This window comes from Arthrobacter sp. Z1-15, assembly GCF_054792395.1.
In genome coordinates, this window is record NZ_CP096454.1 from 1917463 (window position 1) to 1944266 (window position 26804).

Annotated in this window: 24 protein-coding genes; 15 read left to right on the top strand and 9 right to left on the bottom strand. The window is 65.4% G+C overall.

Annotation, left to right across the window (positions count from 1 at the left end; translation table 11 throughout):
• The first annotated feature begins 5 nt into the window (after window positions 1-5).
• Window positions 6-1157: an acetyl-CoA C-acetyltransferase gene (locus M1D40_RS08835; RefSeq protein ID WP_461170952.1), complete on the top strand. Its 1152-nt coding sequence runs from the start codon at window positions 6-8 to the stop codon at window positions 1155-1157.
• A gap of 93 nt (window positions 1158-1250) precedes the next feature.
• Here the strand turns inward: M1D40_RS08835 and M1D40_RS08840 are convergent, their stop codons facing one another.
• From M1D40_RS08840 to M1D40_RS08855, 4 genes are read right to left on the bottom strand one after another with little or no spacing between them, the layout of a single operon-like run.
• On the bottom strand, window positions 1251-2342 hold the full coding sequence (locus tag M1D40_RS08840; protein ID WP_461170953.1) for an NAD(P)H-dependent flavin oxidoreductase: 1092 nt from the start codon (window positions 2340-2342) through the stop codon (window positions 1251-1253).
• Window positions 2339-3112 carry a CoA-transferase subunit beta gene (locus M1D40_RS08845; RefSeq protein ID WP_461171035.1) on the bottom strand — a complete coding sequence of 258 codons (774 nt, stop codon included), beginning with the start codon at window positions 3110-3112 and terminating at the stop codon, window positions 2339-2341. The genes M1D40_RS08840 and M1D40_RS08845 overlap by 4 nt, the downstream gene beginning before the upstream one ends.
• Before the next feature lie 5 nt (window positions 3113-3117).
• Entirely contained in the window at window positions 3118-3969 is an 852-nt protein-coding gene (locus tag M1D40_RS08850) for a CoA transferase subunit A (protein ID WP_461170954.1), read from the bottom strand.
• Window positions 3966-4724, bottom strand: coding sequence for an enoyl-CoA hydratase family protein (locus M1D40_RS08855; RefSeq protein ID WP_461170955.1), 759 nt, complete (start codon window positions 4722-4724; stop codon window positions 3966-3968). Before M1D40_RS08855 ends, M1D40_RS08850 begins: the two co-directional genes overlap by 4 nt.
• Window positions 4725-4821: 97 nt before the next feature.
• Here M1D40_RS08855 and M1D40_RS08860 point away from each other — a divergent pair, with 97 nt between their 5' ends.
• The 4 genes from M1D40_RS08860 (at window position 4822) to M1D40_RS08875 (ending at window position 8570) form a co-directional block, all read left to right on the top strand.
• A complete protein-coding gene (locus M1D40_RS08860; RefSeq protein ID WP_341393023.1) occupies window positions 4822-5727 on the top strand; it encodes an SDR family oxidoreductase in 906 nt (301 codons plus the stop codon).
• The gene (locus M1D40_RS08865) at window positions 5724-6578 is read left to right on the top strand and encodes a MaoC/PaaZ C-terminal domain-containing protein (protein WP_461170956.1); all 855 of its coding nucleotides are present in this window, start codon (window positions 5724-5726) and stop codon (window positions 6576-6578) included. Before M1D40_RS08860 ends, M1D40_RS08865 begins: the two co-directional genes overlap by 4 nt.
• A 220-nt stretch (window positions 6579-6798) precedes the next feature.
• Window positions 6799-7584, top strand: a complete 786-nt coding sequence (locus M1D40_RS08870) for an electron transfer flavoprotein subunit beta/FixA family protein (protein WP_341393025.1) — start codon at window positions 6799-6801, stop codon at window positions 7582-7584.
• Window positions 7584-8570, top strand: coding sequence for an electron transfer flavoprotein subunit alpha/FixB family protein (locus tag M1D40_RS08875; protein WP_461170957.1), 987 nt, complete (start codon window positions 7584-7586; stop codon window positions 8568-8570). The genes M1D40_RS08870 and M1D40_RS08875 overlap by 1 nt, the downstream gene beginning before the upstream one ends.
• Before the next feature lie 137 nt (window positions 8571-8707).
• Here M1D40_RS08875 and M1D40_RS08880 read toward each other — a convergent pair whose 3' ends face one another.
• The gene (locus tag M1D40_RS08880; RefSeq protein WP_461170958.1) at window positions 8708-9055 is read right to left on the bottom strand and encodes a hypothetical protein; all 348 of its coding nucleotides are present in this window, start codon (window positions 9053-9055) and stop codon (window positions 8708-8710) included.
• A gap of 167 nt (window positions 9056-9222) precedes the next feature.
• Here M1D40_RS08880 and M1D40_RS08885 point away from each other — a divergent pair, with 167 nt between their 5' ends.
• On the top strand, window positions 9223-10068 hold the full coding sequence (locus M1D40_RS08885; protein WP_461170959.1) for a cytochrome b/b6 domain-containing protein: 846 nt from the start codon (window positions 9223-9225) through the stop codon (window positions 10066-10068).
• Between the two features lie 134 nt (window positions 10069-10202).
• Here the strand turns inward: M1D40_RS08885 and M1D40_RS08890 are convergent, their stop codons facing one another.
• Complete coding sequence (locus M1D40_RS08890; protein ID WP_461170960.1) at window positions 10203-12068, bottom strand: flavin-containing monooxygenase; 1866 nt, start codon at window positions 12066-12068, stop codon at window positions 10203-10205.
• A gap of 159 nt (window positions 12069-12227) precedes the next feature.
• Here M1D40_RS08890 and M1D40_RS08895 point away from each other — a divergent pair, with 159 nt between their 5' ends.
• Window positions 12228-12692, top strand: a complete 465-nt coding sequence (locus M1D40_RS08895; protein WP_461170961.1) for a MarR family winged helix-turn-helix transcriptional regulator — start codon at window positions 12228-12230, stop codon at window positions 12690-12692.
• A 316-nt stretch (window positions 12693-13008) separates the two neighbouring features.
• A complete protein-coding gene (locus tag M1D40_RS08900) occupies window positions 13009-14643 on the top strand; it encodes a ribonuclease J (protein ID WP_461171036.1) in 1635 nt (544 codons plus the stop codon).
• A 119-nt stretch (window positions 14644-14762) separates the two neighbouring features.
• On the opposite strand, the gene M1D40_RS08905 is transcribed toward M1D40_RS08900, so the two are convergent.
• Both M1D40_RS08905 and M1D40_RS08910 read right to left on the bottom strand, forming a co-directional pair.
• Window positions 14763-15311, bottom strand: a complete 549-nt coding sequence (locus M1D40_RS08905) for a DinB family protein (RefSeq protein WP_461171037.1) — start codon at window positions 15309-15311, stop codon at window positions 14763-14765.
• Window positions 15312-15373: 62 nt separating this feature from the next.
• The gene (locus tag M1D40_RS08910; protein ID WP_461170962.1) at window positions 15374-16387 is read right to left on the bottom strand and encodes a lantibiotic dehydratase C-terminal domain-containing protein; all 1014 of its coding nucleotides are present in this window, start codon (window positions 16385-16387) and stop codon (window positions 15374-15376) included.
• 205 nt (window positions 16388-16592) lie between these two features.
• On the opposite strand from M1D40_RS08910, the gene M1D40_RS08915 reads away from it, so the two are divergent.
• The 7 genes from M1D40_RS08915 to M1D40_RS08945 all read left to right on the top strand — a co-directional run bounded on the left by M1D40_RS08915 (window position 16593) and on the right by M1D40_RS08945 (window position 25154).
• Entirely contained in the window at window positions 16593-17093 is a 501-nt protein-coding gene (locus tag M1D40_RS08915) for a hypothetical protein (protein WP_461170963.1), read from the top strand.
• Between the two features lie 230 nt (window positions 17094-17323).
• Window positions 17324-17413, top strand: coding sequence for a K(+)-transporting ATPase subunit F (gene kdpF, locus M1D40_RS08920; RefSeq protein ID WP_341393034.1), 90 nt, complete (start codon window positions 17324-17326; stop codon window positions 17411-17413).
• Entirely contained in the window at window positions 17413-19074 is a 1662-nt protein-coding gene (gene kdpA, locus M1D40_RS08925; RefSeq protein WP_461170964.1) for a potassium-transporting ATPase subunit KdpA, read from the top strand. Before kdpF ends, kdpA begins: the two co-directional genes overlap by 1 nt.
• Window positions 19075-19076: 2 nt before the next feature.
• A complete protein-coding gene (gene kdpB / locus M1D40_RS08930) occupies window positions 19077-21272 on the top strand; it encodes a potassium-transporting ATPase subunit KdpB (protein ID WP_461170965.1) in 2196 nt (731 codons plus the stop codon).
• Between the two features lie 64 nt (window positions 21273-21336).
• A complete protein-coding gene (gene kdpC, locus M1D40_RS08935; RefSeq protein WP_461170966.1) occupies window positions 21337-21945 on the top strand; it encodes a potassium-transporting ATPase subunit KdpC in 609 nt (202 codons plus the stop codon).
• A gap of 3 nt (window positions 21946-21948) precedes the next feature.
• The gene (locus tag M1D40_RS08940) at window positions 21949-24456 is read left to right on the top strand and encodes a DUF4118 domain-containing protein (RefSeq protein ID WP_461170967.1); all 2508 of its coding nucleotides are present in this window, start codon (window positions 21949-21951) and stop codon (window positions 24454-24456) included.
• Window positions 24453-25154, top strand: coding sequence for a response regulator (locus M1D40_RS08945; RefSeq protein ID WP_461170968.1), 702 nt, complete (start codon window positions 24453-24455; stop codon window positions 25152-25154). Before M1D40_RS08940 ends, M1D40_RS08945 begins: the two co-directional genes overlap by 4 nt.
• On the opposite strand, the gene M1D40_RS08950 is transcribed toward M1D40_RS08945, so the two are convergent.
• Window positions 25151-26794 carry a bifunctional aspartate transaminase/aspartate 4-decarboxylase gene (locus M1D40_RS08950; protein WP_461170969.1) on the bottom strand — a complete coding sequence of 548 codons (1644 nt, stop codon included), beginning with the start codon at window positions 26792-26794 and terminating at the stop codon, window positions 25151-25153. The genes M1D40_RS08945 and M1D40_RS08950 overlap by 4 nt on opposite strands.
• Between the last annotated feature and the right edge of the window lie 10 nt (window positions 26795-26804).

Genomic DNA, 26804 nt, shown 5'->3' on the forward strand with positions numbered 1-26804 from the left:
CAGCCATGACCACCGCATACATTGTCGACGCCGTACGCACTCCCGGAGGGCGCCGGGGCGGTTCGCTTGCCGGCATCCACTCGGCAGACCTCGGCGCACACGTGATTTCCGCGCTCGTCGAGCGCACCGGGATTGACCCAGGGGCCGTGGATGACGTCATCTTCGGCTGCACCGACACGCTCGGTTCCCAGGCGGGGGACATCGCCCGGACCGCCTGGCTGGTTGCCGGGATGCCGGACCACGTTCCGGGCGTGACGATAGACCGGCAGTGCGGATCGAGCCAGCAGGCCGTGCACTTTGCCGCCCAGGGCGTGATGTCCGGAACGGCCGACCTCATTGTGGCCGGCGGCGTCCAGAACATGTCGGCGATTCCGATTTCGGCAGCCATGACGCTCGGGGAGCAGTACGGATTTACCACCCCCTTTGCCCAGTCCCCGGGCTGGCTGGCCCGCTACGGGGACCAGGAGGTTTCACAGTTCCGCTCGGCCGAAATGATTGCGGAAAAGTGGAACATTTCGCGCGGCGACATGGAGGAGTTTGCTCTGGAGAGCCACCGCAGGGCGATTCTGGCCACCGATGAAGGACGATTTGCGGGGGAGATCGTGCCGATCGCCGGATTGAGCCGGGATGAAGGGCCCCGGCGGGGTACGTCACTGGAAAAGATGGCTTCACTTCAGCCGCTCACGGAGGGCGGCCGCATAACTGCAGCTATGGCCTCACAGATCACCGACGCTTCCAGCGCGCTCCTGATTGCCTCGGAAAGTGCCCTGGCCACGCACTCCCTGACACCGCGTGCGCGCATCCACCACATTTCCGTCCGTGCCGATGATCCGGTCTGGATGCTCACCGGACCGATCCGCGCCACCGGATATGCACTCGAACGCGCAGGAATGACCGTGGACGACATCGACCTCTTCGAGTGCAACGAGGCCTTCGCCTCCGTAGTGCTCGCCTGGGCGCAGGAATTGGGTGTTGATCGGGAGAAAATCAACGTCAACGGAGGAGGAATTGCCCTGGGCCATCCGATCGGTGCGACCGGAACCCGCATCATGGCAACCCTGCTGAACGAACTCGAACGCAGCGGCGGACGGTACGGGCTGCAGGTGATGTGCGAGGGCGGCGGCCAGGCCAACGTCACCATCATCGAGCGCCTCTGACGCACCCGGCCCCGGGTACGGGAACGTGCCGGCCCCGGGAGCCCAAAAGGCGGCACGCGTCTCCGGACGCGTGCCGCCTTTTGGGTGTTGAGGCTAGCGGGCGGGTTGGGTCGTACTGCCGCACGCCTCCCCGGCAGCCCTCAGCCGCAGGACCGCCTCGTCGATGATGCGGTCAACCAGCACTTCACAGGACGGCAGCTCATTGATCACGCCAACCACCTGGCCGGCAGCCAGCATGCCCGCAGAGGTGTCGCCGTCAACGAGGCCTGCCTTCAGGAGCATGGGCGTGTTGGCGGCCAGCATCATCTGGCTCCAGCTCCTGCCCGTGCTGCGCTTCATCGACAGGCCGTCCCGTGCCATCTCCAGCCAGGACTGCCCGGAGAGTTCCTTGAACTGCAGGGACCGGCGCAGGGTCGGCAGCAGCTGCCGCAGCCGCCCCGCTTCCTCGAGGGAATTCACAAATTCGGTGCGGAGCAGCCGGTGCGGCATGCCGTCCGCTTTGGTGGTCACCACGGTGCCGTCCAAACCGAAGGAAAGGTAACGCTGCTTGATGTCTTCGGGCACCGAGCTGTCGGAGGTGAGCAGGAACCTGGTGCCCATGCCGATACCGACGGCGCCGTAGGCCAGCGCAGCAGCCAGGCCGCGGCCGTCAAAAAAGCCTCCTGCCGCTATGACGGGAATGTCGACGGCATCGACGACGGTCGGCAGCAGCAGCGTCGTGGGGATGGCACCCGTGTGCCCGCCGCCTTCCCCGCCCTGGATCATGACCGCGTCCGCACCCCAGGCTGCGACCTTTTCAGCGTGCCGGGCGGCGCCAACCGAAGGAATCACGACGACGCCGTGTTCCTTGAGCTTGTCGATGAGCTCACGCTTCGGCGCCAGCGCAAAGGAGGCAACCTTGACCCCGTGTTTGATCAGCAGCTTGGCCCGCGCAGGCGCATCGGCGGCATCGGCGCGGAGATTGACGCCGAAGGGCTTTTCCGTGCGGCTCTTGACCGCGACGATGGCGTTTTCGAGCTGGGGGAGCGTCATCGTCGCTGACGCCAGGATTCCCAGCGCTCCTGCCTCCGCCGTGGCGCTCACGAGCCTGGGTCCGGCCACCCACCCCATGCCCGTCTGGACAATGGGATGGTCGACGCCGGTAAGCGTGGTCAGAGGGGTGGAGATGCGGTTGGCGGTACTCATGCTGGGACCTCGTGTTCTCTGAGCGTACGGGGGTCGAGCACCTCCCGGATGAGCTGCAGTTCGCGCTCGTCCGGCAGGCGGGTGGTGCGGATGGGAGCGGTCAGATGAAGCGGGAAGCCGGTTGCGTCCCGGACTTCGTCGAGCGCAACTCCGGGGTGCAGCGATACCAGCGCCATGCTGGAATCCGGACCGCTGAAATTGAAGACTCCCAGGTTGGTCACCACCCGGTGCAGGCGGTGGAAGGGGAAGGCTCCGGGTCCGGCGGCGCGGACCCGGTCCCGGCCGACGCCGCTCACGAAGTCCACCTTGGCGACAAAGGTGCGCCGGGTGTGGCGCGGGATCCAGTAACTCGTCATGTGGTTGACGGTATTGGTGGCGGCGGCTCGGGTGCCCAGCAGCTGCCGGGCGGGCCGGGCATGGTCGCCAATGGCTGAGAGGTTCTGGTTGCCGAAGCGGTCGATCTGGGCTCCGCCCATGACGACGTGGCGGCGTCCGGAGGCAATCAGTTCGAACAGCTCTCGGTACGGGAGGTACCCGGCGGAGACGGTGCTTGGCCGGTCCACCGCCGGCACGTCGCCGAGAATCGTTGACTCGCCGTCGCTGATCATCAGATCCGGGGCATGGGTCAGCAGTGCCAGGCGAACTCCGATGGCGGGCACCAGCCCCGCGGGGCTAGCCAGTATCTCGCGCTGGCCGCGGAACAGGTCGCTGCACGCAGTGACAGCGACTTCTGCGCGCGTAATTCCGTTCACTGCACCCACCGCACTCATTGCACTCACTGCACACCTGCCGGGGTCGCCCGGTAGGCGCCGTCGTCCACGTCCAGATAGCGCGCACGGAAGCTTCTCCACGCATCGGGCGAAGCTGCCGCCTTCGCATATTCGCGCTGGAATTCCTCGTCCCGGCCGTAGTCCGGCAGGCAGGACGTGAAGTGGGCACCCAGCGGAGACTCCACCACATGATCGACCATGGTTCGGTTCAACAGCAGGGTGGAGGGGTGGGCATTGCGGGTGAGCTCGGCCGTGGGAACGATGTGCTCGGCACTGAGAATGGTCGTGGCCGCAGCTCGGGCAAACAGATCGTCGAAATACGGATCGGGGCCCAGACACTGGGCATTGCCCAGCTCGTCCGCACGGTTCAGGTGCACCAGGGCCAGATCGAGGGGGATCGCCGGCATCGCGACGAGCACTTCGCCGTCGTCGTAGGGTGAGGTGATAGTGCGGATGGCGGGATTTGCCGCAAGCGTGTCCGCGCCCAGGCCGGAGCGGGTCGCTTCGAAAGGCAGGCGCCGTCCAGCCGCACGGAGGCCGGAGACCAGCATGGATTCGTCGAGCTCCGTGACGTCGACCGCCCCGGATTGGCGGGCCGCGGCAAAGTGCGGTTCGACCGAGATCGAATCCAGGGTCACGAACCCGTACACCACCCGCTTCACCTGCCCGGTGGCACAGAGGACGCCGACGTCGGGACCGCCGAAACTCACCACTGTCAGGTCGCGAACGCCCGAGCGCACGAGCGCCCGCACCAGGGCCATGGGCTTGCGCCGGGATCCCCAGCCGCCAATACCGATAGTCATTCCATCGGTGAACTGATCGATGACCGCATGGGCATCGAGGACCTTGCCGGTCATTTGGCCGAGGAAGGTCCGGCGGCGACAAATTCGTCACGCAGATCGTCGGCGACACCGCCCAGGTTGAGTTCAAAGGTGAAGCCCTGTTCGAAGCGGTAACTCTTCACGACGTCGACGGGGTCAATGCCGTTCAGGGCTTCCTTGGCAGCGCGGACGACGCGGGTGTCCTTGGCCGCGATCTCATCCGCAAGCGCGAAGGCCGCCTCGTCGAGCCGGCCGACGGGGACAACCTCGGCCACGCTTCCCAGCTCGGCCAGGCGCTGCGCGGTAATCGTCCGGCTGGTGTAGTACAGGGTGCGCAGCAGGTGTGCCGGCACCAGGCGGGAGAGGTGGGTTGCTGCACCCAGCGCTCCGCGGTCCACCTCCGGGACGCCAAAGTACGCGTCCTCGCTCGCCACAATAATGTCCGCGCTTCCCGCCAGCCCGACTCCGCCGCCCAGGCAGAAACCGTTCACGGCGGCAATGACAGGCACCGGGCATTCGTAGATCGATTTAAACGCGAGATAGCAGCCGCGGTTGGCGCCGAGAATGGCGCTGAAACCGTCGGTTGCCTGCATTTCCTTAATATCGACGCCTGCATTGAAGCCGCGCCCCTCCGCCCGCAGGACGACAACGCGGGTGTCCGGGTCCTGTCCGGCCTCGTTCAGGGCGTCGCTGATGGCGAACCAGCCTGCAACCGGCAGTGCATTGACCGACGGATAGTCCATAGTTACCGCACGCACGCCGTCGTGGTGCATCTTCGATGTAATTGCCATAATGTGACCCTACCTAACGTTTGCTTGATACCCTAGCATTTGCTTGGTAGACGGTACACTGCAGAACATTGCAGTCAACTCAAAGGAGAGAAACGACATGACCGGCATCTGTGAAGGACGAGTCGCCATCGTGACCGGGGCAGGTCGCGGACTGGGGCGCGAACACGCGCTTGAGCTGGCGCGGCAGGGTGCAAAGGTGGTTGTCAATGATCTCGGAACCACACTCAACGGCGTGGCCGAGGCCTCGGGTCCCGCCCATGACGTCGTGGAGCTGATCCGTGCAGAGGGCGGAGAAGCAGTGGCCAACGGAGCGGACGTGGCCGACTTTGAACAGGCTGCCGGGCTTGTCCGGCAGGCCATCGACACCTTCGGCCGACTCGATGTCCTGGTGAATAATGCCGGTTTCGTCCGGGACCGCATGCTGGTGAACACCTCGGAAGAGGAGTGGGATGCAGTGATCCGGGTACATCTCAAGGGGCACTTCGCGCCGCTCCGTCATGCCAGCGAGTACTGGCGCTCCGAGGCCAAGGCCGGCCGCACACACGACGCCCGCGTCATCAACACCTCCTCGGGCGCCGGCCTGCAGGGCAGCGTCGGCCAGGCGACCTACTCGGCGGCCAAGGCAGGCATCGCCGCACTGACCCTGGTCGCAGCCCAGGAACTGGGCCGTTACGGCGTGACGGCTAATGCCATTGCTCCCTCTGCCCGCACCCGCATGACAGAGGGGGCATTTGCCGCCGCAATGGCTGTTCCCGAGAGCGGCTTCGATGCCATGGATCCGGCCAATGTTTCGCCCATCGTTGCCTGGCTCGCCAGCGGCTCCTCCGCTGCAGTGACCGGCCGCGTGATCGAGATTGAAGGCGGGCGCATCTGCATAGAGGAGGGCTGGAACCACGGTCCGGCCGAAGATGCCGGCAGGCGCTGGGAGGCTGCTGCAGCGGGAGAAGCAATTCAGCAGCTGCTCGCCAAGGCTGCTGCTCCTGAGCCGGTGTACGGCATATGAGCCGGACACTGACGGGGGCCGCCGGGGGAACCGGAATGGAGGACACCGGTGCAGACCGAACCGGGATGGAGGGCGCAGGAGCCTGGGCCGGCCGGGCTCTGGGGGAGCGCACCGTCGGCTACAGCGAGACGGATGCCATCCTTTATGCCCTGGCCATCGGTGCTCCGGCAAACAACCTGGACCTCGTCTTCGAAGACCGGCTGCGCGTACTTCCTTCCTTTGGTCTGACACTGGCACAGTGGGCCCCCGACGTCCTTGCGGAACAGGGCGCCTTCGATAACCGGGCCGTGCACGGATCCCAGGAGCTGACGGTCCTGAAGCCGCTGCCGCGTGCCGGAGAGATCCGCCTGAGTGCCCGCGTTGGAGAGGTCTGGGACAAGGGCGCTGCCGCGGTGTTCAACGTCATTGTCGAGTGTGAGTATTTCATTGCGACGTGGAGCCTTTTCGCCCCCGGCTACGGCGGCTTCGGCGGCAGCCGCGGTCCGTCCCGGCCGGTGCCGGAGAGCGGGCAGCCTGACGGCACCGTCAGCGTCCAGACGCTGCAAAACCAGGCCGTCCTGTACCGCCTGCTTGGCGACCGGCACCACATACATGTGGACCCGGAGGCAGCCCGCCGCATCGGGCAGGACCGGCCCATTCTGCACGGACTGGCTTCGCTGACTTCCGCCACTCTGCCGCTGGCAGACCTGGCCGGCGCGCATCCTGCGGACCTGGTGCAGCTTGAGGGCCGCTTCGCCGGCGTCGTGTTTCCCGGAGACCTGATCTCCGTGCGGGCCTGGCAAGGCGGGCGCTTCGACGCCACCGTGGCGGGCCGGCCCGTGATCACCGAGGGGCTGGCGGTATTCCAATGACCGTCCGTACTTCAATGAACCCGGTATTTCACCGAACATCCGGTCAGGACGGAGCAGCGGCATTCCGGTTCCCGGAGCCCGATCGGCACGGGGGTTATGAGATGAATCACAACGAATCGGCCGGTCTGCGATACGATCGCGGCGAGGTCCGCCGAGCCGTGACCGAGGTCGTGAAGACCATCACCACAGAGTCTTTGACGACAACAAGAGAGGGCAGAAGATGAAAATCGTTGTATTGATGAAAGAGGTCCCGGATACCTGGGGCGACCGCACGCTGGATTTGGAAACCGGTCTGTTGAACCGGGCCGGAACTGATCTCGTGCTCGACGAGATTACCGAACGTGCCCTCGAGGTAGCGCTGACGCACCGTGACAGCCACTCGGATACCGAGGTTGTCCTGCTCGCCGTCGGCCCCTCCACCGTGCCGAACAGCCTGCGGAAGGGCCTGGCCATGGGTGCGGACCGCGCAGTACACGTCGAAGATGACGCACTGCTTGGCGCTGACATGACGCTGACGGCCGAAGTCCTCGCCGCGGCCCTTCGTTCCATCGGTTTTGACCTCGTCATAGCCGGCAATCTGTCCACAGACGGGGGAGGCGGAGTCCTTCCTTCCATGCTCGCCGAATTGCTGGGTGTTGCCGGAGCAAGTTCGCTGAGCACCGTCGAGATCACGGACTCCGCAGTCTCGGGACGCCGCAACACCGAGTCGGGAGCCTACGAGTTGAGCGCGGCCCTGCCTGCCGTCATCTCGATTACCGAAGCCCTTCCCGATGCGCGCTTCTCGAACTTCAAGGGCATCATGGCGGCCAAGAAAAAGCCGTTCGAAACCCTGTCCTTGGCGGACCTCGGCATTACCGTTGACGAGTCGACCGGCCGGTCCATTGTGATCGCAGTTGCACAGCGCCCGGCTCGCACCGCGGGCATCCGCATTGAGGACGACGGCGACGCCGGCCAGCAGATCGCCGACTTCCTCATCCAGAACCAACTCATTAAAGGACGTTCATAATGACCGCCTACCCTTCGAACCCCATTCTCGTGCTCGTCGATGTTTCGCCGTCGGGCCAGCTTCGCTCCAGCGCTGCAGAAGTAATCGGCGCGGCTTCTGCGGTGGGTACGCCCGTGGCCCTCGCCGTTGCCGCTCCGGGTCACGTGGACCGGCTCAGTGCTGAGCTGGCAGCGCTCGGAGCAGGCTTTGTCATGGTCAGTGAATCGGACGAGCTGGCTGAGTTGTCGGTTTCACCGGTCGTGGACGCCCTCGGTGCAGCCGCCGCAGCGCTTTCGCCCGAAGCAGTGCTCGTCTCGAACTCCGTCCAGGGCAGGGACGCCGCCGGGCGTTTTGCGGCCCGCTCCGGCTCACCGATCGCTGCAGACGCCGTAGGTGTTTCCCGTGATGAAGAGGGCATTGTGGCCCATCACTCGGTGTACGGCGGTGCATACAACGTGGAATCCGCCGCGTCCACCGGCACACTTGTCATCACGCTGCGCCAGGGCTCCTCGAGTATCCGGGCCGAGGCGCAGAACGGCGGCTTCGAGCTGCTGGCAGTTGCTCCGTCCGGTACGCCCGACGCACAGATCACCCATTACGAGGAGACGGTCGCGGCCTCGCTGCGGCCTGAACTGCGCGGCGCCGAGGTAGTCGTTGCCGGCGGGCGCGGCGTGGGGTCGGGCGAAAACTTCGTCCTCGTGGAGAATCTCGCTGACGCGCTCGGCGGAGCAATCGGAGCATCCCGTGCAGCAGTGGACGCCGGATATGTGCCGCAGGCGATGCAGGTCGGCCAGACCGGCGTGACCGTTGCTCCGCAGCTCTACATTGCGCTCGGCATTTCCGGTGCCATCCAGCACCGCGCCGGCATGCAGACCGCCAAGACCATCATTGCAATCAACAAGGACGCCGATGCGCCCATCTTTGAAATTGCGGACTTCGGCGTCGTAGGCGACCTCTTCACCGTAGTGCCCCAGCTGGTCAGCGCGATCGAAGCGAAGCGGGGGTAGTTCCATGGTGAGAAAGGGGCTGCCCCGGGTCCCCGGCGGCGCCGGTGATGTCGGTACCCCGGACGCGGGTGCCGCAGACCAGACAAGGGAAGTGAGACAGGACGCCCAGGCAGCGACCGCACCGCCGGCTGCCGCTCCTACCGCTCCTGCGGCGCCTGCCGGCCGGCGTCAGGGGCTTCCCCGGCCAACCTCCGGCGGCGCCGTTCCGCCTGCTGCCCCAGCTGCACAGGCTCCTGCTCCGGGGTCCGGTGCTGCTTCAGCGCCGGTTGCTTCAGCGCCGGCTGCAGCAGCACCGGCCGGCCGGCGTCGCGGTCTGCCGCGCCCGTCCGCAGACGGCAGTACCGCGCCGGCTCCTGCTTCGGAGTCCGCTGCTGCACCTGCCGCGTCCGCAGGACGGCGCCAGGGGATGCCGCGGCCGGCGGCCGGCGGCGGGGCTCCTGCCGCTCCCGAAGCTGCTGCCTCCCCGCGAGCAGCTGCTTCCCCACAAGCGGCCGCCGTATCGGTTCCGGCGTCCGGCGTCCGGAGCCCGTCTCAGACCGGACGGACTGCACCGCTGAAAACTGCAGCAAAACCCGCAGGGAAGCCGGCTGGAACGGCACCAGGTGCCGGTCCCGGCCGCAGCCGCCTGGTGCGGGCCGGAATGGTGGCAGCCGTGCTTCTCGCGCTCATGGCGGTTGTCGTGCTGGCGGCACGGTGGCTGGTCACGCTTGAATCAGTGCAGGCCTTTATCAGCGAGTATCCGGGCGAGAGCCATCTGCCGGAAGGCGCCCCTGTGGGTCTGCCCGGCTGGCTCGGCTGGCAGCACTTCTTCAACGCGTTCTTCATGGTGCTCATCATTCGCTCGGGCTGGCAGGTCCGCACGCAGCGAAAGCCTCCGGCGTCCTGGACGCCGCGCTGGGGCAAAAATCCCAAGAAGATCAGCATCACCCTGTGGCTGCATCAATCGCTGGACCTGCTGTGGCTGGTCAACGGTGCGCTCTTTGTCGTCCTGCTCGCGTTCACGGGCCAGTGGATGCGGGTTGTCCCCACCAGCTGGGATGTTTTCCCGAATGCCCTGTCCGCTGCCCTGCAGTACGCGTCACTGGACTGGCCCACGGAGAACGGGTGGGTCAACTACAACAGCCTGCAGGTGCTCGCCTACTTCGTGACGATCTTCGTCGCGGCTCCGCTCGCGGCTGCAAGCGGGTTCCGGATGTCGGACCTGTGGCCCTCAAAGGCCAAACGGCTCAGTGCCGCCTATCCCATCGAAGTGGCGCGGGCGATCCACCTGCCCGTGATGTTCTATTTTGTCGGCTTCATCATCGTGCACGTCGCCCTGGTGTTGTCCACCGGTGCGCTGCGTAACCTGAACCACATGTACGGCGGACAGGATGCAGCGAACTGGTTTGGCTTCTGGGTCTTCTTCGTCTCACTGCTCGTGATGGCCGGTGCCTGGTTTGCGGCCCGCCCGCTGATCCTGGCTCCCATCGCCTCGCTGTTCGGCAAGGTGGGGCGCTAGCAGGATTAGCAGGAGCGCCCAGTGAAAAGCACTCCGGACAGCAGCCGCTGTCCGGAGTGCTTTTGCATGTGCGGGAAGGGCGTCTGAATCCCGGAGCCCGAGGTTTCTGGGCCCGAGTTCCTAGATCCGGGTCCTTAGGCCTGCTGGCTTTCCTTCACGGCCAGGACGTCGAGGATTTCTTCCTCGCGCCATTTCTTCAGCAGACGGTGGAACGCCACCGGTCCGGGTCCGTAGGAAAAGCTGACGGGCGGCGGGTTGCCTTCCCGGTTGTAGTAGCCGGGGGTGCATTCAGCTTGGAACTGCTTGTTGTCGTTTGACGTTTCCTGGATGGTCCGGCACCACTGGGCTTCGGCCTCCGCGGTCGGTTCAATGTAATCCGCCCCGGCCTGCCGCCCCTTGGCGATGACCGCCGCAATGTGGTTGGCCTGTTCAAGCAGGATGTGCACAAAGTTCACTGAGTTCGCATTCTGCAACGGACCCAGGTGGAAGAGGTTCGGGAAGCCGTTGGTGTAGAAGCCGTGAAGAGTCCTCGGTCCCCGGCTCCAGGCCTCGAGCAGCGTGCGTCCGCCGCGGCCCGTGACGGGCATTGCACCGGAGGTCACGCCGGAGACGCCCACCTCGAATCCGGTCGCGAAAATGACGCAGTCCACCTCGTATTCGACGTCGCCCACCACAATGGACGTCTCGGTCATCCGGGTGATGCCGCCGAAGTCCGCCGTGTCGACCAGCGTGACGTTCGGGCGGTTGAATGCTTCCAGATAGAAGTCGCTGAAGGTGGGCCGCTTGCACATGTAGCGGTACCAGGGCTGAAGGACTTCCGCCGTTGCTGGATCGGACACCACTGCAGCAATCCGGGCCCGGATCTCGTTCATCTTGGCAAAGTCGACCAGCTCGTCAATCCGCTCCCGCTCCTCCGGCGAAACAGTCGTATCGACGGCGCCGCTGATCATCTTGCGCTGGAGCTGCGCCGTGGAGGTCCAGCCGTCTCCGACCAGGTCTTCCTCCACAGGTTCCCCGGCGAGAACAGCGAGGAAGTTGTCCATGCGTTCCTGCTGCCAGCCCGGCTGCAGGGACGCGGCCCATTCCGGGTCGGTGGGACGGTTGTCCCGAACGTCCACCGAGGAAGGGGTGCGCTGGAAGACCAGGAGCTGCTCGGCGTCGCGCGCCACCATGGGGATAACCTGGATGCCCGTGGCTCCGGTGCCAACCACGGCCACCTTTTTGTCGGCCAGCTTTGAAAGCCCGCCAAACTGGTCCCCGCCCGTGTAGCCGTAGTCCCAGCGGCTGGTATGGAAGGTGTGTCCCTTGAAGGAATCAATGCCGGGAATGCCGGGAAGCTTGGGCTGCGTCAGGGTGCCCGAGGACGTGATGACCTGCCGGGCACGCATGCGGTCCCCGCGATCCGTCTCCACGACCCACTCCAGTGCCCCTTCATCCCAAACCATGCCGGTAACCCGGGTGTGGAAGACGGCGTCGCGGTAGAGATCGAAGGTTTTCGCTATCGCGACCGCATGCTGACGGATTTCCTCGCCCGGGGCATAGCGTTCACTGGGCATGCCGCCAACCTCTTCGAGCAGCGGCAGGTAGAGGTAAGACTCAATGTCGCAGCGGATGCCGGGGTAGCGGTTCCAGTACCAGGTGCCGCCGAAATCGCCGGCTTCATCCATCATGCGGATATTCTCGATGCCGGCCTGCCGCAGCCGGGCGCCCGTGACGAGCCCGCCGAATCCGCCGCCGATGACCAGGACCTCAACGGAGTCCGTGAGCGGCTCGCGCTCAGTCCGTTCGGTATAAGGGTCAGTGGCGTAATAGCCAAAGGTTCCGGTTGCCGGCTGGTACTGGCTGGCGCCGTCGGGCCGGATCCGCCGGTCCCGCTCCGCCTTGTACTTTGCCCTCAACGCTTCAACGTCAATATCGGTGTCAAGACCACCGCCAAGACCACCGTCAAGGGTGGGTTCGCTGTGCCCGCCGGAGGTTGCGGATGCACGGTTATTGCTCATCTGTAGTTCCTTACTTCGCGCGAAAAGCGCCCCGGCGAGTCCCCCCACTTTCCGGTCACCGGGATGCCTGTGGATCCAACCATTCGAAAATAGTTAACCTCAGGCTAACTAACTCGTCTGTATGTTTCCTGATTGATGTGGGGCAACTACGGTGAGGACATGACCGATGGAGCCGATGAGCAGCAGGAACGCGACAAAATACTACGAAGCCTGGAATCGCTGGCGGATTCCTATCAGGCCACCACACTCCCGGTTCTCCTTGATTCGCTCCTGACGACGGAACTGACCATCCAGCAGTTGAAGGTATTGGCAGTGCTGGCGACAACCGAGGACGGTGCAACCGGCCGCGGGCTGGCGGACTCCTTTGGAGTTTCACTGGCCTCGATGTCCGGGCTTATCGACAGGCTTGTGGCGCAGGGTGCGGCTACCCGGTCCCAGGATGAGAGGGACGGGCGGGTACGGCGGGTCCGCGCCACTCCGCTGGGCAGGGCACTGGTCCGGCGCCTCGTGGCGGGCCGCCCGGAACTGAACGCCGAACTGCTGCGGCGGCTGCCGCTGGCAGACCTGCGGGCACTGAACCAGGGGCTTCGGGCAGTCCATGCCGAGGTCGCCCGCAAGCCGTGAAAGCCCGGATGCGGTAATAGCAGAAGAAAATGAGAAGATAAGAGAGTCCAAAGGTTTTGGACGACTCCGCCCGTGTGGGCTCATCACTGCTTTGCATCCAACGGCGATCAAAGCGGCGGCAGCCCTGCGGCCCAGGATGCGCGTATCTGCGCGCGGGCCCGGGGGAGTCGACCCCAGGGCGGACCACTGACCTCCTGGTGCCGCGGCGAAGCGCTGCAGCACCCCCGTAGTAACCCCGTACCCGACGAAAGAAACTTCATCCGTGAATAGAACAGCTGCCGCACTGAAAGCCCCCCGGGAACTCGCCAAAGGAACCATGCGCATTGTTGCGCTGGGCGGCATCGGCGAAATCGGCAGAAACATGACCGTATTCGAATTCGACGGCAAGCTGCTGATCGTTGACTGCGGTGTCCTTTTCCCCGAGGAAATCCACCCCGGCGTCAACCTGATCCTGCCTGACTTCTCCTACATCCGGGACCGCCTGCAGGACGTCGTCGGTGTTGTGCTGACCCACGGCCACGAGGACCACATTGGCGGCATTCCCTACCTGCTGCGCGAACGCGCGGACATTCCCCTGATTGGTTCCAAGCTGACGCTCGCGTTTGTTGAAGCCAAGCTCAAGGAACACCGCATCACCCCGAAGCTGATCCAGGTCAAGGAAGGCGACCGCCGGACCATGGGCGGTTTCGACCTCGAGTTCGTGGCCGTCAACCACTCCATCCCTGACAGCCTTGCCGTTGCCATCCGCACCGAGGCCGGAATGATCCTGCACACCGGTGACTTCAAGATGGACCAGTTCCCCCTGGACCGCCGCATCACCGACCTGGCCGGTTTCGCCCGCCTCGGCGCCGAAGGCGTGGACCTGTTCCTGACGGACTCCACCAACGCCGACGTTCCGGGCTTCATGGCGTCCGAAAAGGAACTTGCTCCCGCCATCGACACGGTGTTCCGCACCGCGCCGCGCCGGATCATTGTTTCCAGCTTCGCCAGCCACATCCACCGCATCCAGCAGGTCATCGACGCCGCCGACCGCTACAAGCGCAAGGTCGCCTTCGTGGGCCGGTCGATGATCCGGAACATGACCATCGCCGAGGAACTGGGCTACCTGAACATCCCCAAGGGCATCCTGGTGGACTTCAAGGCGCTCCAGCGCTCCGATGACCCCAAGGTGGTGCTGATCTGCACCGGTTCGCAGGGCGAGCCGCTGGCCGCGCTGTCCCGCATGGCCAACAAGGACCACCCGATCCGCATCCAGGAGAATGACACCGTTCTGCTGGCCAGCTCGCTGATCCCGGGCAATGAGAACGCCATCTACGGCGTCATCAACTCCCTGACCCAGCTCGGCGCCAACGTGGTCCACAAGGGCAACGCCAAGGTGCACGTCTCGGGTCACGCCAGTGCCGGTGAGCTCGCGTACTGCTACAACATCGTCAAGCCGCGCAACGTCATGCCGGTCCACGGCGAATGGCGCCACCTGAAGGCCAACGCAGCCATCGCCGTCGCCACCGGCATGGATCCCCGCGACGTCGTCATTGCAGAAGACGGCGTGACGGTTGACCTGCGCCGCGGCCGCGCCTCGATTTCGGGCAAGGTTCCCGTTGGCCTGGTGTTTGTGGACGGCGACAGCGTCGGACACACCACCGAGGACGACCTCAAGGAGCGCATGCAGCTCTCCGAGCAGGGCTCGGTGACCGTCCTGGCGCTTATCGATCCCGATACCGGCACCGTGGCTGAGCCGCCGGAGTTCTTCATCAAGGGCTTCGCCTGCACGCCGGGAGACGTCAAGAAGGCTGAAGCTGCCGTCGAGAAGGCCATCAACGATGCCGCCGGGCGCGGCCGCGGCGGACGCAACGAGGACCCGGAGGCCGTTATCGAACGCGCCACCGCCAACTGGATGCGCCGTTTCTACAACCGCACTCCGGCGATCACCGCCATTGTTGTGGATGCCTAAAGCACCCGTGCCTGCCTAAAGCAGCAGCTGGGGGCACAAGAGGAGGAGCCGGCGTCGGAAATACGACGCCGGCTCCTCCTCTTGTTGCCGGTACTACCGGGATTGTGGACGAGGTCTTCTCACCGGGTCGAGCCCGTGGTGGCCGACGGGACCGGCAAAGTGCCCGGCGGCATGGACCTGCCGGCCAGAATCTGTTCCCGCAGAATATCCGCATGCCCGCAGTGCTGGGCAAGCTCGCGGAGCATGTGAAGGTAGATCCAGCGCATCGGCAGCGGACCCCGCCTGTTACCCGTCACGACGTGGTCAAGGTCCAGCAGAGCAGACGCGGCCCGTGATTCCTCGCAGATCCGGCGATGGGCGTCCTGCACGGACTGGATGGTGTCCGCCGTGTAGAGCTGAAAGGACTCATCGGGACCCGGAGGACACCCGATGTCTTCCCGGGAGCGGCACGTGACGGCTTCGTTGAACCACACCTGCTCCACGAAGGCGGCGTGCTTGACCAGCCCCAGCAGCGTTGTTCCGGATGGAACGAGCCGTGTGCGGACCTCCGCTTCCGTGAGCCCCTCCAGACTGTCCCGAATGAATGCTCGATGCTCGTCGAGGAACAGCTGGAATTGCCTAGCCAGCGGTGCTGCGAAAGCGGAGGCATCCTGAGCTGATGAAGTGATCACGAACGAGAGACTACCGTCAGTGGAGCATCACCGTGCGAGGGCAGCCGCACTGTGATGCTTCAGCGCTTCAGCTGACGCGATGCCGGCTCTCCATCTGCTGGCCGGCCGTTCCGCCGCCCTCCGGAGCGGCCGGCCAGGAGGTCGGCTTCGCGGTCCCTGCTCCAGGTCCGGGCGAACAACCCGAGAGCGGCTTGATCCAAAAGGGTGATGCCCAGGCGATTGAGCAACTGACTGGTCTGGTACATGGTGAGATGGAGGGCGCTGCGGCTGACTTTTTCCTTGTCAGCGCGGTACAAGTAGGAGTCGATGGCTTTGGACCAGCGCCTGCGCCAGTTGGCTACTGCGGGCTCCGAGGCTGTTGCTGCCATGAGCCGGTGTGCAGGCGGTACCCGGGGTGCCAGCTGACCTGTCAGAAGGTCGCGCCGGCGTGCTGCTTCGCTGCCCAGGGACGCGGTGCAGCTGCGCAGATGCGCGTCCCAGTAAAAGTCCCAGGAGACGGCCCGACGGTCGGGCCAGGTGGAAGACCGTGGTCCGCGCATCATCGCATGGCAGGAATCATGCAGAAGTAAGGCTGCAAGGGGGGACCGGCTGTTTGCCCCGGGGAATCGGGCAACCGCCCACACGGCGAGGTCAGAGCCCAGTTCGGAGACCTCAGCTGCGAGGGCGATACCCTCCAGCCCGCCAAATTTAGCCAGGGCCGCTTCAACGTAGGCTGGAACCGGTTCCGTATTCCAGCGCGTGGGCGCAGGATCGGACCCGCTGATGCTGATTTCCACTTCGCCCAGATGGGGGGCAGAGAGCTGCACCAGTGCCAGTGCAAAAGACTGCAGCCGTTCAAAAACGCCCGGCGACGCGAGGACCCGGACCTGAACGGAGGGATTGGTTGGGGCGAGGTGACGGCTGTACGTCCACCGTTCCGCCCCCCATATTCTGGCCTGCGCCGCAAAGGGTGTCACAATGTGACCAATAACCGCGTCAGTAAAGTCCTTCCTTGTAGGTTGAATTGTCAGTGTCCACCACACGACGTCGTTATTTAGCGGATTTGCTGCACCAGCCGTACTCACTTGGCTCATTCTTCCCCCAGAAACATGTCAGTGCACCGGCCGTGCGAATGGGGGCCGGGTTCCCAAAGCAGTTATGATTCCACCTAACCAACCGGCCCGGTTGATTCAGGACAGCAATTCCTCACAGATTGTGGATGAACTTGCTAAATATGCTTGCCTATGCCCATCGGGTGACGCCGTCGGGGAGTACAGCCGGCTATCCGGCAGGTGCCCCATGAGCGGCGCCATAGCCGGGAAGGTTGCCGAATGCCTCCGCCACGAACTCCGCAGCTACTTTGGCGGCGTTGCGTTCCAGGTAACCCCGGAAACGGACTACGGCACTTCCATCATTGAGGTCGCCTGGGCAGACGGTCCGCCGCTGTATGCCGCCGACGTCGTCGTGCGGCAAACGATGCGCCGGCTCAGGGAGGAAATCGGCCACGGACAGGAACTCTCCTCCTGCCGGATCTCCAAGCGGAGAACCATGAGCCCCGACGCAGAGGAGAAGATCCTCGGCCTGCTCGGTTCCGCCCTGGGGATCGGAGAATTCGACATGGACGCAATCCACCCCACTCCGCCGCTGCTTGCCCGGCCGGAAGGGCGTTTTACCGAGGGGACTATTCCCGAATTCCTGGACCTGTTATTCGAGAAGCTGTCATTTTGCCGTGAATGTCCGGCTCCGGCCTCGGGCGGGGACCTGCCCTGCCCGTGCATCATTGTGTGCCCCGACCGCTGAATTTCCGTTATGGTCCTGCCCGGGTCCGTTAGGAATCCGTAAGGAAACGTAAATACCCCCGGGGACGGGCATCTAATCGTTAAGGCGCCTTTACGCCTCCGCCGGCTGCTGTGTTGGTGGAAGAAAACGATCTGATCCCTGGGGGTCCCCTTGCTAGACGCAGTTATTGTGCTGGGCATTGCGGCGTTTTTTGCCGCCCTGTTCCTGAGCATCCGGGCGGTGGAGAAGCTGTGATCTTCTTTGACGTCCTGTCCCTGGTCCTGGCTGCTGCCGCAGCGGTTTATCTGCTGGCCGCACTGATCCGGCCGGAGCGGTTCTAATGGGTGTCTGGCCGGCTGTCGCCTCGTTCCTCCTGGTGGCACTGCTGCTCGCCGCACTCTACCGTCCACTGGGCGACTACATGGCCCGGTTCTACACCTCCACTAAGAATCTTGCGGTTGAACGCGGCTTTTACCGCCTGATCGGGGTCGACTCCGCTGCCCGGCAATCCTGGCAGTCATATCTGCGCAGTGTCCTGGCGTTTTCGGCCATTGGCATGCTGTTCCTCTACGTGCTGCAGCGCACCCAGCATCTGCTGCCGGGATCCCTCGGGCTGCCCCCTGTGCCGGAAGGCCTCGCCTTCAACACTGCGGCGTCCTTTGTAGCCAATACCAACTGGCAGTCCTATTCGCCGGAAGTGACCATGGGCTATGCGGTCCAGCTCACCGGACTTGCCGTGCAGAACTTCCTCTCCGCCGCCGTCGGCCTGGCAGTTGCCGTGGCCCTGGTCCGTGCCTTCGCTTCCCGCAAAGAAGACACCATCGGCAATTTCTGGACCGATATGACCCGCTCCGTCCTGCGCCTGCTGCTTCCCGGCGCCTTCCTCGGCGCGCTGGTGCTGCTGGCTGGAGGCGTGATCCAGAACTTCAGCGGCTTCACCGACGCAGCGACACTCAGCGGCGGCACCCAGAGCATTCCGGGCGGCCCGGTGGCCTCGCAGGAGGCCATCAAGCTCCTGGGAACCAACGGCGGCGGTTTCTTCAACGCCAACTCATCCCATCCGTTCGAGAATCCCTCGGCCTGGACCAATCTGGTCCAGATTGTGCTGATGCTCGCCATTCCCTTCAGCCTTCCCCGCACTTTCGGCACCATACTGGGCGACCGGAAGCAGGGCTACGCGATCCTCGCGGCAATGGCGGGAATCTTCACCGTTTCAGCAGCTGCCATGACGGCACTCGAGTTCTCCGCGGCCTCGGGGGAGGCCGGTTCCATGGAAGGGAAGGAACAGCGCTTCGGCATTGCAGCGTCGACCCTGTTCGGCACCACCAGCACGGCCACTTCCACCGGCGCGGTGAACTCCATGCATGACAGCTTCAGCCCGCTGGGCGGCATGATGGCCATGCTGAACATGATGCTCGGCGAGGTGGCACCGGGCGGTGTCGGATCGGGCCTGTACGGGATGCTGATCCTGGCCCTGGTGACCTCCTTCATCGCCGGCCTGCTCGTGGGCCGCACCCCTGAATATCTCGGCAAGAAGATCGGCCCGCGCGAAATCAAGCTGGCCAGCCTCTACCTGCTGACCATGCCCACCGTCGTCCTGGCCGGCACGGCACTGAGCTTCGCCGTCCCGGGCATCCGCGAGGATGTGCAGGACACCTCGATCCTCAACCCCGGACTGCACGGCTTCAGCGAAGTGCTCTACGCCTTCACATCCGCCGCGAACAACAACGGTTCCGCATTTGCCGGGCTCACCGCCAACACTCCGTGGCTGAACACAGCCCTGGGCCTGGCCATGCTGCTGGGCCGGTTCCTGCCGATGCTCTTTGTCCTGGCACTGGCCGGTTCCCTTGCAGCACAGGACCGGGTGCCGGTATCCGCCGGAACCCTGCCCACCCACCGGCCCCAGGCAGTGGTGATGCTGTGCGGCGTCACCGTCATCGTGACCGCACTGACCTTCTTTCCCGTACTCGCGCTGGGTCCCCTGGCGGAAGGGTTGCTCTGACCATGACCACCTTGACGAAAAACTCCAGTACCCGTCAGCCCGGGTCAGATCCCGGCTCCGCTGCGGACAGCCCGGTAGCGGCCTCCGGAAGCAAAAGCGGCCAGGGAAGCGGTTTTTCCGTAGCCCAGCTTGCCGCTGCCTTTCCGGGGGCCCTGCGCAAGCTGGATCCGCGGATCATGTGGCATACGCCGGTCATGTTCATCGTGGAGGCGGGCGCCGCGCTGATTACCGTCATTGCAGTGGCGGAGTCCGTCACCGGCAGTGCCGGCACCTCCGGGGGCAGCGCGGTTCCGGGCAGCTTCACCTGGCTGATTGCGGCCTGGCTCTGGCTAACCGTCATCTTCGCCAACCTCGCCGAATCCGTGGCCGAGGGCAGGGGCAAGGCCCAGGCCGCGTCGCTGCGCGCCACCCGCACCACCACTCCTGCACAGCGGGTCTCCGGCTACGATCCCTCCGGTGATCCGTCCGCGTCCCGCACCCCGGTGGAGGAGGTTGCCTCCGCCGATCTGGTGCTCGACGACGTCGTGGTGGTCACCGCGGGCGGAATCATCCCCGGTGACGGCGACATTGTTGACGGCATCGCGTCGGTGGACGAATCCGCGATTACGGGTGAATCCGCTCCCGTGGTCCGGGAGTCCGGCGGCGACCGTTCAGCGGTTACCGGCGGCACCCGGGTCCTCTCGGACCGGATCGTCGTGCGGATTACCAGCAAGCCGGGGGAGACCTTTGTGGACCGAATGATCCGCCTGGTGGAAGGGGCAGCCCGGCAGAAAACGCCGAACGAGATCGCCCTGGACATCCTGCTGGCCACCCTGTCCCTGATCTTCCTGGTGGTGGTGGTGACACTGAACCCGCTGGCCGGGTATGCCGGCGCCGCTGTGAGTATTCCGGTGCTGGTGGCGCTGCTGGTCTGTTTGATCCCCACCACCATTGGTGCGCTGCTCTCGGCCATCGGCATCGCCGGCATGGACCGTCTGGTCCAGCACAATGTGCTGGCCATGTCCGGGCGGGCCGTTGAGGCCGCCGGTGACGTCACCACGCTGCTGCTGGATAAAACCGGCACCATTACCTACGGCAACCGGCAGGCCGCGGGCTTCATCCCGGTGGCCGGGGCTGACCGGGACGAACTGATTCGTGCCGCCGTCCTGTCCTCCGCGGAAGACCCGACGCCGGAAGGCAAATCGATCGTGGACCTGGCAGCAGGCATGGGCATGACATATGTCAAAGACGCCGACGCCGTCAGCGTTCCCTTCACCGCCCAGACCCGGATGAGCGGACTGGACAGTGCCGACGGAATCCGGATCCGCAAGGGTGCCGGCTCGGCCGTCATGGATTGGGCGGCGGAGTCCGGCGGCATCGAGGTTGAGGTGCTCTCGGATCTGACGTACCAGGTGGACAAGATCTCCTCGGGCGGCGGCACGCCGCTGGTGGTGGCGGTCCGCGACGCCGACAGCAGCGCCAGGATTCTCGGCGTCGTGCACCTGAAGGACGTGGTCAAGGACGGCCTGCGGGAACGTTTCGCCCAGCTGCGCACCATGGGCATCCGCACGGTCATGATCACGGGCGACAATCCCCGCACCGCCAAGGCGATTGCCGCCGAAGCCGGGGTGGATGACTTCCTGGCCGAAGCCACCCCGGAGGACAAAATGGCACTGATCCGCAGGGAGCAGGCCAAAGGCCAGCTGGTGGCCATGACCGGGGACGGCACCAATGATGCCCCGGCACTGGCCCAGGCCGACGTCGGCGTGGCCATGAATACCGGAACGTCGGCGGCGAAGGAGGCCGGCAACATGGTGGACCTGGACTCGGATCCGACCAAGCTGATCGATATTGTCCGGATCGGCAAGCAGCTGCTGATCACCCGCGGAGCCCTGACCACGTTCTCGATCGCCAATGACGTGGCCAAGTACTTTGCGATCATTCCCGCCATGTTCATGGGGGTGTTCCCGGGACTGGCCGTCCTGAACGTCATGAACCTGCACTCGCCCTCCTCAGCGATCCTCTCCGCCGTCATCTTCAATGCGGTGGTGATCATCGCCCTGATTCCGCTGGCACTGCGCGGCGTGAAATACCGTGCCGCCAACGCCTCGGGGATCCTGACCCGCAACCTGCTGGTCTTCGGCGTCGGCGGGGTGGTGGCACCCTTCATCGGGATCAAGCTCATCGACCTGGCCGTCAGCCTGATTCCGGGGTTCTGATGCGGCAGGTGCGGGCAGCACACCCGGACAGACAAAACACCACAACTTATCCCCAGGGAGCATCATGAGTACCGCACGCACGTCCGCCCGGCAGCTGGGAGTGGCCCTTCGGGCCGTCGCTGTCCTAACCCTCGCACTGGGCCTCGTCTATCCGCTGGTGGTCACCGGCCTAGGCCAGGCGGTGGCCGGCAACCGGGCCAACGGTTCCCCGGTTACCGTGGACGGCACAACAGTGGGTTCCGAGCTGATCGGCCAGTCCTTTACGGACGAAAACGGTGCAGCCCTGCCGCAGTGGTTCCAGTCCCGGCCGTCGGCTGCCGGAGACGGGTACGACGGCGGGGCCTCCGGCGGCTCGAACCTGGGCCCCACCAACCCGGATCTGGCAGCAGCAATCCGGGAACGGCGCACCGCCGTCGCCGAGCTGGAGGGAGTGGACCCGGATGACGTGCCGGCGGACGCCCTGACGGCGTCGTCGTCGGGCCTGGATCCCCACATCAGCCCCGAATACGCGCTGCTGCAGGCGGATAGGGTCGCTGCAGAACGCGGCCTGGATACCGGCGAAGTGCGGGCGCTGGCCGAGGCTGCGGTGGAGGGCAGGCAGGCAGGAGTGCTGGGGCAGGGCCGGGTCAACGTGTTGAAGCTGAACATCGCGCTCTCGGAGCTGGACACTTAGAACATGACACGAGGACAACTCCGGGTATTCCTGGGCGCTGCGCCCGGAGTGGGCAAGACCTACACCATGCTTGAAGAGGGCCGGCGGCTGTCCGGCGAGGGCAGGGACGTGGCGGTGGCGGTGGTGGAAACCCACGGCCGTGCCGCCACGGCCGCCATGGCCGAAGGCCTCGAAACGGTCCCGCCCGTCATGGTTAACCACCGGGGACTGGTGCTCTCCGAGCTGGACCTGGGCGGGGTCCTGGCCCGCCGGCCGGACTATGCGCTGGTGGACGAGCTCGCCCACACGAACGCCCCCGGCCTGGAGCACGCCAAGCGCTGGCAGGACGTCCAGGCCCTGCTCGACGCCGGGATCAACGTCCTGTCCACTGTGAACATCCAGCACATCGAGTCCCTGAACGACGTCATTGAGCAGATCACCGGTACCGTGCAGCGCGAGACAGTGCCGGATTCGGTGCTGCGGGCGGCGGACCAGGTGGAGCTGGTGGACATCGCTCCGCAACTGCTGCGCGGCCGGCTCTCCTCCGGCATCATTTACCCCTCCGGCCGGGTGGATGCGGCGCTGTCCAACTACTTCCGGCTCGGCAACCTCACCGCGCTTCGCGAGCTGGCGCTGCTGTGGCTGGCGGACGAAGTGGACAGCGCCCTGAAGCGCTACCGGGCGGAGAACGGCATCCGCAACAAATGGGAGGCACGGGAACGAGTGGTGGTGGCCCTGACCGGCGGCCCCGAGGGGCAGACACTGCTGCGCCGCGGAGCCCGGATTGCCGCCCGTTCCGCCGGCGGTGAGCTGCTGGCCGTGCACATCACCAGTCCCGACGGGCTGCGGGAAGCCCACCCGGGTGAACTCGCAGCCCAGCGGGGACTCGTGGAAAAACTGGGCGGCACCTTCCACCAGGTGATCGGCACCGAGGTTCCGCAGGCCCTGGTGGAATTTGCCCGCGGCGTGAACGCCACCCAGCTGGTGATCGGAGTGAGCCGCCGCCCGCGCATCTGGGCGCTGCTCACCGGCCCCGGCATCGGTGCGACCGTGGTGCGCGAGTCGGGGGACATCGACGTGCACATCGTGAACCACCCGGCAGCTGGCGGGCGGCCGGTCCTGCCGCGGCTCGGCGGAGCACTGACGGTTCGACGGCGGTTGTCCGGCCTGGCCCTGGCGCTGGCCGGCGGGCCCCTGCTGACCTGGCTGCTGGTGGCCATGAGCACTCCCGCCTCGATCACCGGCGATGTCCTCAGCTACCAGCTGCTGGTCATCCTGGTGGCGCTGACCGGCGGCATCTGGCCGGCGATGTTTGCTGCACTGCTCTCCGGCATCACCCTGGACTATTTCTTTATCCAGCCCCTCTACACAGTCACCGTTGCCACCCCGGAACATGTCCTCGCCCTGGTCCTGTACGTCGTCAACGCCGTTTTGGTCAGCTATGTCGTAGACCGTGCCGCCCGGCGTTCGCGCACGGCACGCCGCGCCGCAGCCGAATCGGAGCTGCTGGCCTCAGTGGCCGGAAGCGTCCTGCGCGGTGAGGACGCCCTGGGTGCACTGGTCAACCGCACCCGGGAGGCCTTCAACCTCCGGTGCGTCCGGTTGCTGGCCGACGGCGCCGAGCTGGCCGCCGCCGGGCTGGCGTCCGGAAGTACGGCTGCCACGCAGCTCCCGGTGGGGGAGCGGGCGGTGCTGGAACTGTACGGGCGGGATCTGGAGGCGTCGGACCGCAGGCTGCTGGCCGTTATCACTGCCCAGCTGGAGGCCGCCCTGGACTTTGGCGACCTGGCCCAGACCGCTGAGGGACTGGGTTCACTGGCAGCGGCGGACAAGGTCCGCACTGCGCTGCTCGCCGCCGTCGGGCACGATCTCCGGCGCCCGCTGACCGCAGCCACCGCCGCTGTCACCGGCCTGCGGGCACCGGATGTGCAGTGGAGCGAGTCGGACCGCGCGGAGCTGCTCGCCACGGCGGAGGAATCCCTGGCCACGCTCTCCGACCTGGTCACGAGCCTGCTGGATGTCAGCAGGCTGCAGGCCGGCGTCCTCGGTGTGAGCCTGGCACCTCTGGAGATTGCCGAAGCTGTGCTGCCGGCGCTGGAGGAGCTGGCTCTTGGTCCGGCTGAAGTCGAGCTGGAGCTTCCCGCGGACCTGCCGCCGGTGCTCGCCGATTCGGTGCTGCTCCAGCGCGTCCTGGTAAACCTGCTGGCCAACGCCGTGCGGTTTGCTCCGGCCGGCAGCAAAGTGGTGCTGGCGGGGAGCGCATTTGCCGGACGTGTGGAAGTGCGGGTCATAGACTGTGGGCCGGGAATCCCGGCGGAACGCCTCGAAGATGTGTTTGTGCCGTTCCAGCGGCTCGGGGATACCGATAATCTGACCGGTCTTGGTCTGGGACTTGCCCTGGCCAAGGGTTTCATGGAGGGCATGATGGGAACGCTGGAAACCGAGGACACACCCGGAGGCGGGCTGACCATGGTGTTGTCCCTGCCTGCCGCAGAAGCACCCGTGCCGGCTGAAGCACCGGGTGTCCGGTGAAGGTCCTCATTGCCGACGATGACGTCCAGATTCTCCGTGCCCTCCGGATCACCCTGTCTGCCTACGGCTACGAGGTGGCCACGGCCGCCGACGGCGCTGCCGCGGTCCGCAAGGCCGTGGAGGAACACCCCGACCTCATTGTCCTGGATTTGGGTATGCCCCGGCTCAGCGGCATGGAGGTCATCGAGGCGGTGCGGGGCTGGAGCCGTGCTCCAATCCTGGTCATCTCCGGCCGAACGGACTCGGCCGACAAGGTCCGCGCCCTCGACCTCGGGGCCGACGACTACGTCACCAAGCCCTTTTCCACGGAAGAACTAATGGCCCGGATCCGTGCCCTGACCCGCCGCACGCCGGCAGCTCCGGAACAGTCCGAAGTGGTGTTCGGGGACGTCCGGGTGGATTTGGCGGCGAAGGCTGTGGTCCGCATCCCGGACGGTTCCTCCATCCACCTGACCCCCACTGAGTGGCGGCTGCTGGAGGCTCTGGTCCAGCATCCGGGCAGGCTGATCAGCCAGCCCACCCTGCTCAACGACGTCTGGGGTCCAGGAACCACCGATACGGGCTATCTCCGCCTCTACATGGGACAGCTGCGCCGCAAGCTCGAAGCCGATCCGGCGGTGCCGGTGCACTTCGTGACCGAACACGGCATGGGATACCGCTTTGTTCCTGCCGGTTCTACGCCCCTGCCCGGGAGCTAGGGGTTGCTGCCTTCCGCAGGTCCCGCACCGGCCGGTTCGCCGCGGCTGAACATTCCGTAGTACTCCTCCACAACCCGCCGGGTGGCGGTACCAATGGCGCGGTACTCATGATCCGTGAGGTTGGCCAGCGACACCCGTGCGGAGGGGACACTGACATCGAACCCGCTGCCCGGCAACAAAACCACGCCCGTTTCTGCAGCCAGCCGCAGCAGGAAGTGCAGGCCCAGATCCGTCCGGGAAGCAAGCCAGTTCCGGAACTGCGGGCCGTACAGCCTTCCGCCCAGTTCTTCCAGGTCAATCACGCTGTAGTACCCGACGTCGTCGGGCCCGCGGACCGATGGAACCCCCATGCTCCGGTACAGGGTGTCGTATCTGCCGCGGATCAGGTCTTTTGCCGCATCCTGGTACCGGTGCAGACGGTCCATGAGTCCGTGCAGGGCAAAGAGCACCATTTGCAGCTGCTGCGGACCCGAGAGACCCGCCGTGTGGTTCAAAGCCACCGTCCTGCTGTCAGCCACCAGCCGGTCCATGAACGCCAGATCCCCGGCGTCGGTCGTCAGGGAGGCGTACCGCGTGTCCAGACGCTGCTTCTCATCCGGGGGCAGGTCCTGAAGCAGGGCATCAATCACGTTCTCCCGGTGCAGGGCGACGGTTCCAAGCCGCCACCCGGTGGCTCCGAAGTACTTCGAAAAGGAATACACGCACACGGTGTTGCGGGGGCAGGAGGCAAAGACCGAGACATAGTTGTCCGCGAACGTGCCGTAGACGTCGTCGGTGATGATGATCAGATCCCGGCGTTCCTCCGCTACCAGGCGGGCGAGCCGGTCCAGCACCTCCCCGGGCTGCCGGGACGACGGCGGATTGCTGGGATTGACGAGGCAGAACACCTTAATTGCCGGATCGAGGAGCTTGTCCAGTTCGGAGTCCGGAAGCCGCCAGTCCTCCGCCTCGTCCATCCGCAGCAGCACTGTTTCCAGCCCGTACTCCGGCAGCACCGGGATCTCCAGGTACGGAGAGAAGATCGGTGCCGCGAGCGCGATTCGGTCACCCGGAGCTATGAGTCCGTTCGCGGCCAGACTGGAGAAGAGGTAGGTCATGGCGGCTGTGCCGCCCTCGGTGGGAAACACGTCAAAGGTTCCGGCAGAGGTCCGGGGTCCGAACAGCTCCTGGGTCAGATAGGCCCGCAGTACCTCCTCTGTGCGGGGAAGCACCCGAGGGGGTGTGGGATAGAAGCAGCCCAGGAAGGCGGTGATCATTTCCGCCAGGAACTCCTCCCGGTCCAGTCCGAGCTGGTCATGGACATAGCTGAGTGCCGACCGGAGGAAGGAGAGGCCACCACGCTGCGGATCCTGAACGACAAAGGCATTAAACCGTCCAAGCATTCCGTCCCGCTCCGGCAGGCCGCCGAAGCCGCTGTCCAGATAGGAGTACGAGCGCTCCGACTCGGAGACGGCAAAGTCTCCAAGGGCCAGGAACGCCCGCCGTGGAAGGGTTGCCAGAAAGTTCGGGTTTCCCCTGCCGGCATTCAGCATCAACCGGTCCCGCTCAGAGGAGGCAAGACTGATCAGCCGGTCCTTCAGCTCGAACGGGCTCAGTCCGGCCAGGGCAGCCGGATCCGGGGTGTTCGCGTTCCCTTCCACGGGGCTCCTA

What these genes read in the sequence shown, in the direction of transcription:
- M1D40_RS08890 (WP_461170960.1), bottom strand. Translation starts at nt 12,068, where the DNA reads ATGAGCAATAACCGTGCATCCGCAACCTCCGGCGGGCACAGCGAACCC.
- M1D40_RS08845 (WP_461171035.1), bottom strand. Translation starts at nt 3,112, where the DNA reads ATGAGTGCGGTGGGTGCAGTGAACGGAATTACGCGCGCAGAAGTCGCT.
- M1D40_RS08860 (WP_341393023.1), top strand. Translation starts at nt 4,822, where the DNA reads ATGACCGGCATCTGTGAAGGACGAGTCGCCATCGTGACCGGGGCAGGT.
- M1D40_RS08900 (WP_461171036.1), top strand. Translation starts at nt 13,009, where the DNA reads ATGCGCATTGTTGCGCTGGGCGGCATCGGCGAAATCGGCAGAAACATG.
- M1D40_RS08840 (WP_461170953.1), bottom strand. Translation starts at nt 2,342, where the DNA reads ATGAGTACCGCCAACCGCATCTCCACCCCTCTGACCACGCTTACCGGC.
- M1D40_RS08915 (WP_461170963.1), top strand. Translation starts at nt 16,593, where the DNA reads ATGAGCGGCGCCATAGCCGGGAAGGTTGCCGAATGCCTCCGCCACGAA.
- M1D40_RS08910 (WP_461170962.1), bottom strand. Translation starts at nt 16,387, where the DNA reads ATGAGCCAAGTGAGTACGGCTGGTGCAGCAAATCCGCTAAATAACGAC.
- M1D40_RS08835 (WP_461170952.1), top strand. Translation starts at nt 6, where the DNA reads ATGACCACCGCATACATTGTCGACGCCGTACGCACTCCCGGAGGGCGC.
- M1D40_RS08875 (WP_461170957.1), top strand. Translation starts at nt 7,584, where the DNA reads ATGACCGCCTACCCTTCGAACCCCATTCTCGTGCTCGTCGATGTTTCG.
- kdpB (WP_461170965.1), top strand. Translation starts at nt 19,077, where the DNA reads ATGACCACCTTGACGAAAAACTCCAGTACCCGTCAGCCCGGGTCAGAT.
- M1D40_RS08865 (WP_461170956.1), top strand. Translation starts at nt 5,724, where the DNA reads ATGAGCCGGACACTGACGGGGGCCGCCGGGGGAACCGGAATGGAGGAC.
- M1D40_RS08850 (WP_461170954.1), bottom strand. Translation starts at nt 3,969, where the DNA reads ATGACCGGCAAGGTCCTCGATGCCCATGCGGTCATCGATCAGTTCACC.
- M1D40_RS08870 (WP_341393025.1), top strand. Translation starts at nt 6,799, where the DNA reads ATGAAAATCGTTGTATTGATGAAAGAGGTCCCGGATACCTGGGGCGAC.
- M1D40_RS08940 (WP_461170967.1), top strand. Translation starts at nt 21,949, where the DNA reads ATGACACGAGGACAACTCCGGGTATTCCTGGGCGCTGCGCCCGGAGTG.
- kdpC (WP_461170966.1), top strand. Translation starts at nt 21,337, where the DNA reads ATGAGTACCGCACGCACGTCCGCCCGGCAGCTGGGAGTGGCCCTTCGG.
- M1D40_RS08855 (WP_461170955.1), bottom strand. Translation starts at nt 4,724, where the DNA reads ATGGCAATTACATCGAAGATGCACCACGACGGCGTGCGTGCGGTAACT.
- kdpA (WP_461170964.1), top strand. Translation starts at nt 17,413, where the DNA reads ATGGGTGTCTGGCCGGCTGTCGCCTCGTTCCTCCTGGTGGCACTGCTG.
- M1D40_RS08895 (WP_461170961.1), top strand. Translation starts at nt 12,228, where the DNA reads ATGACCGATGGAGCCGATGAGCAGCAGGAACGCGACAAAATACTACGA.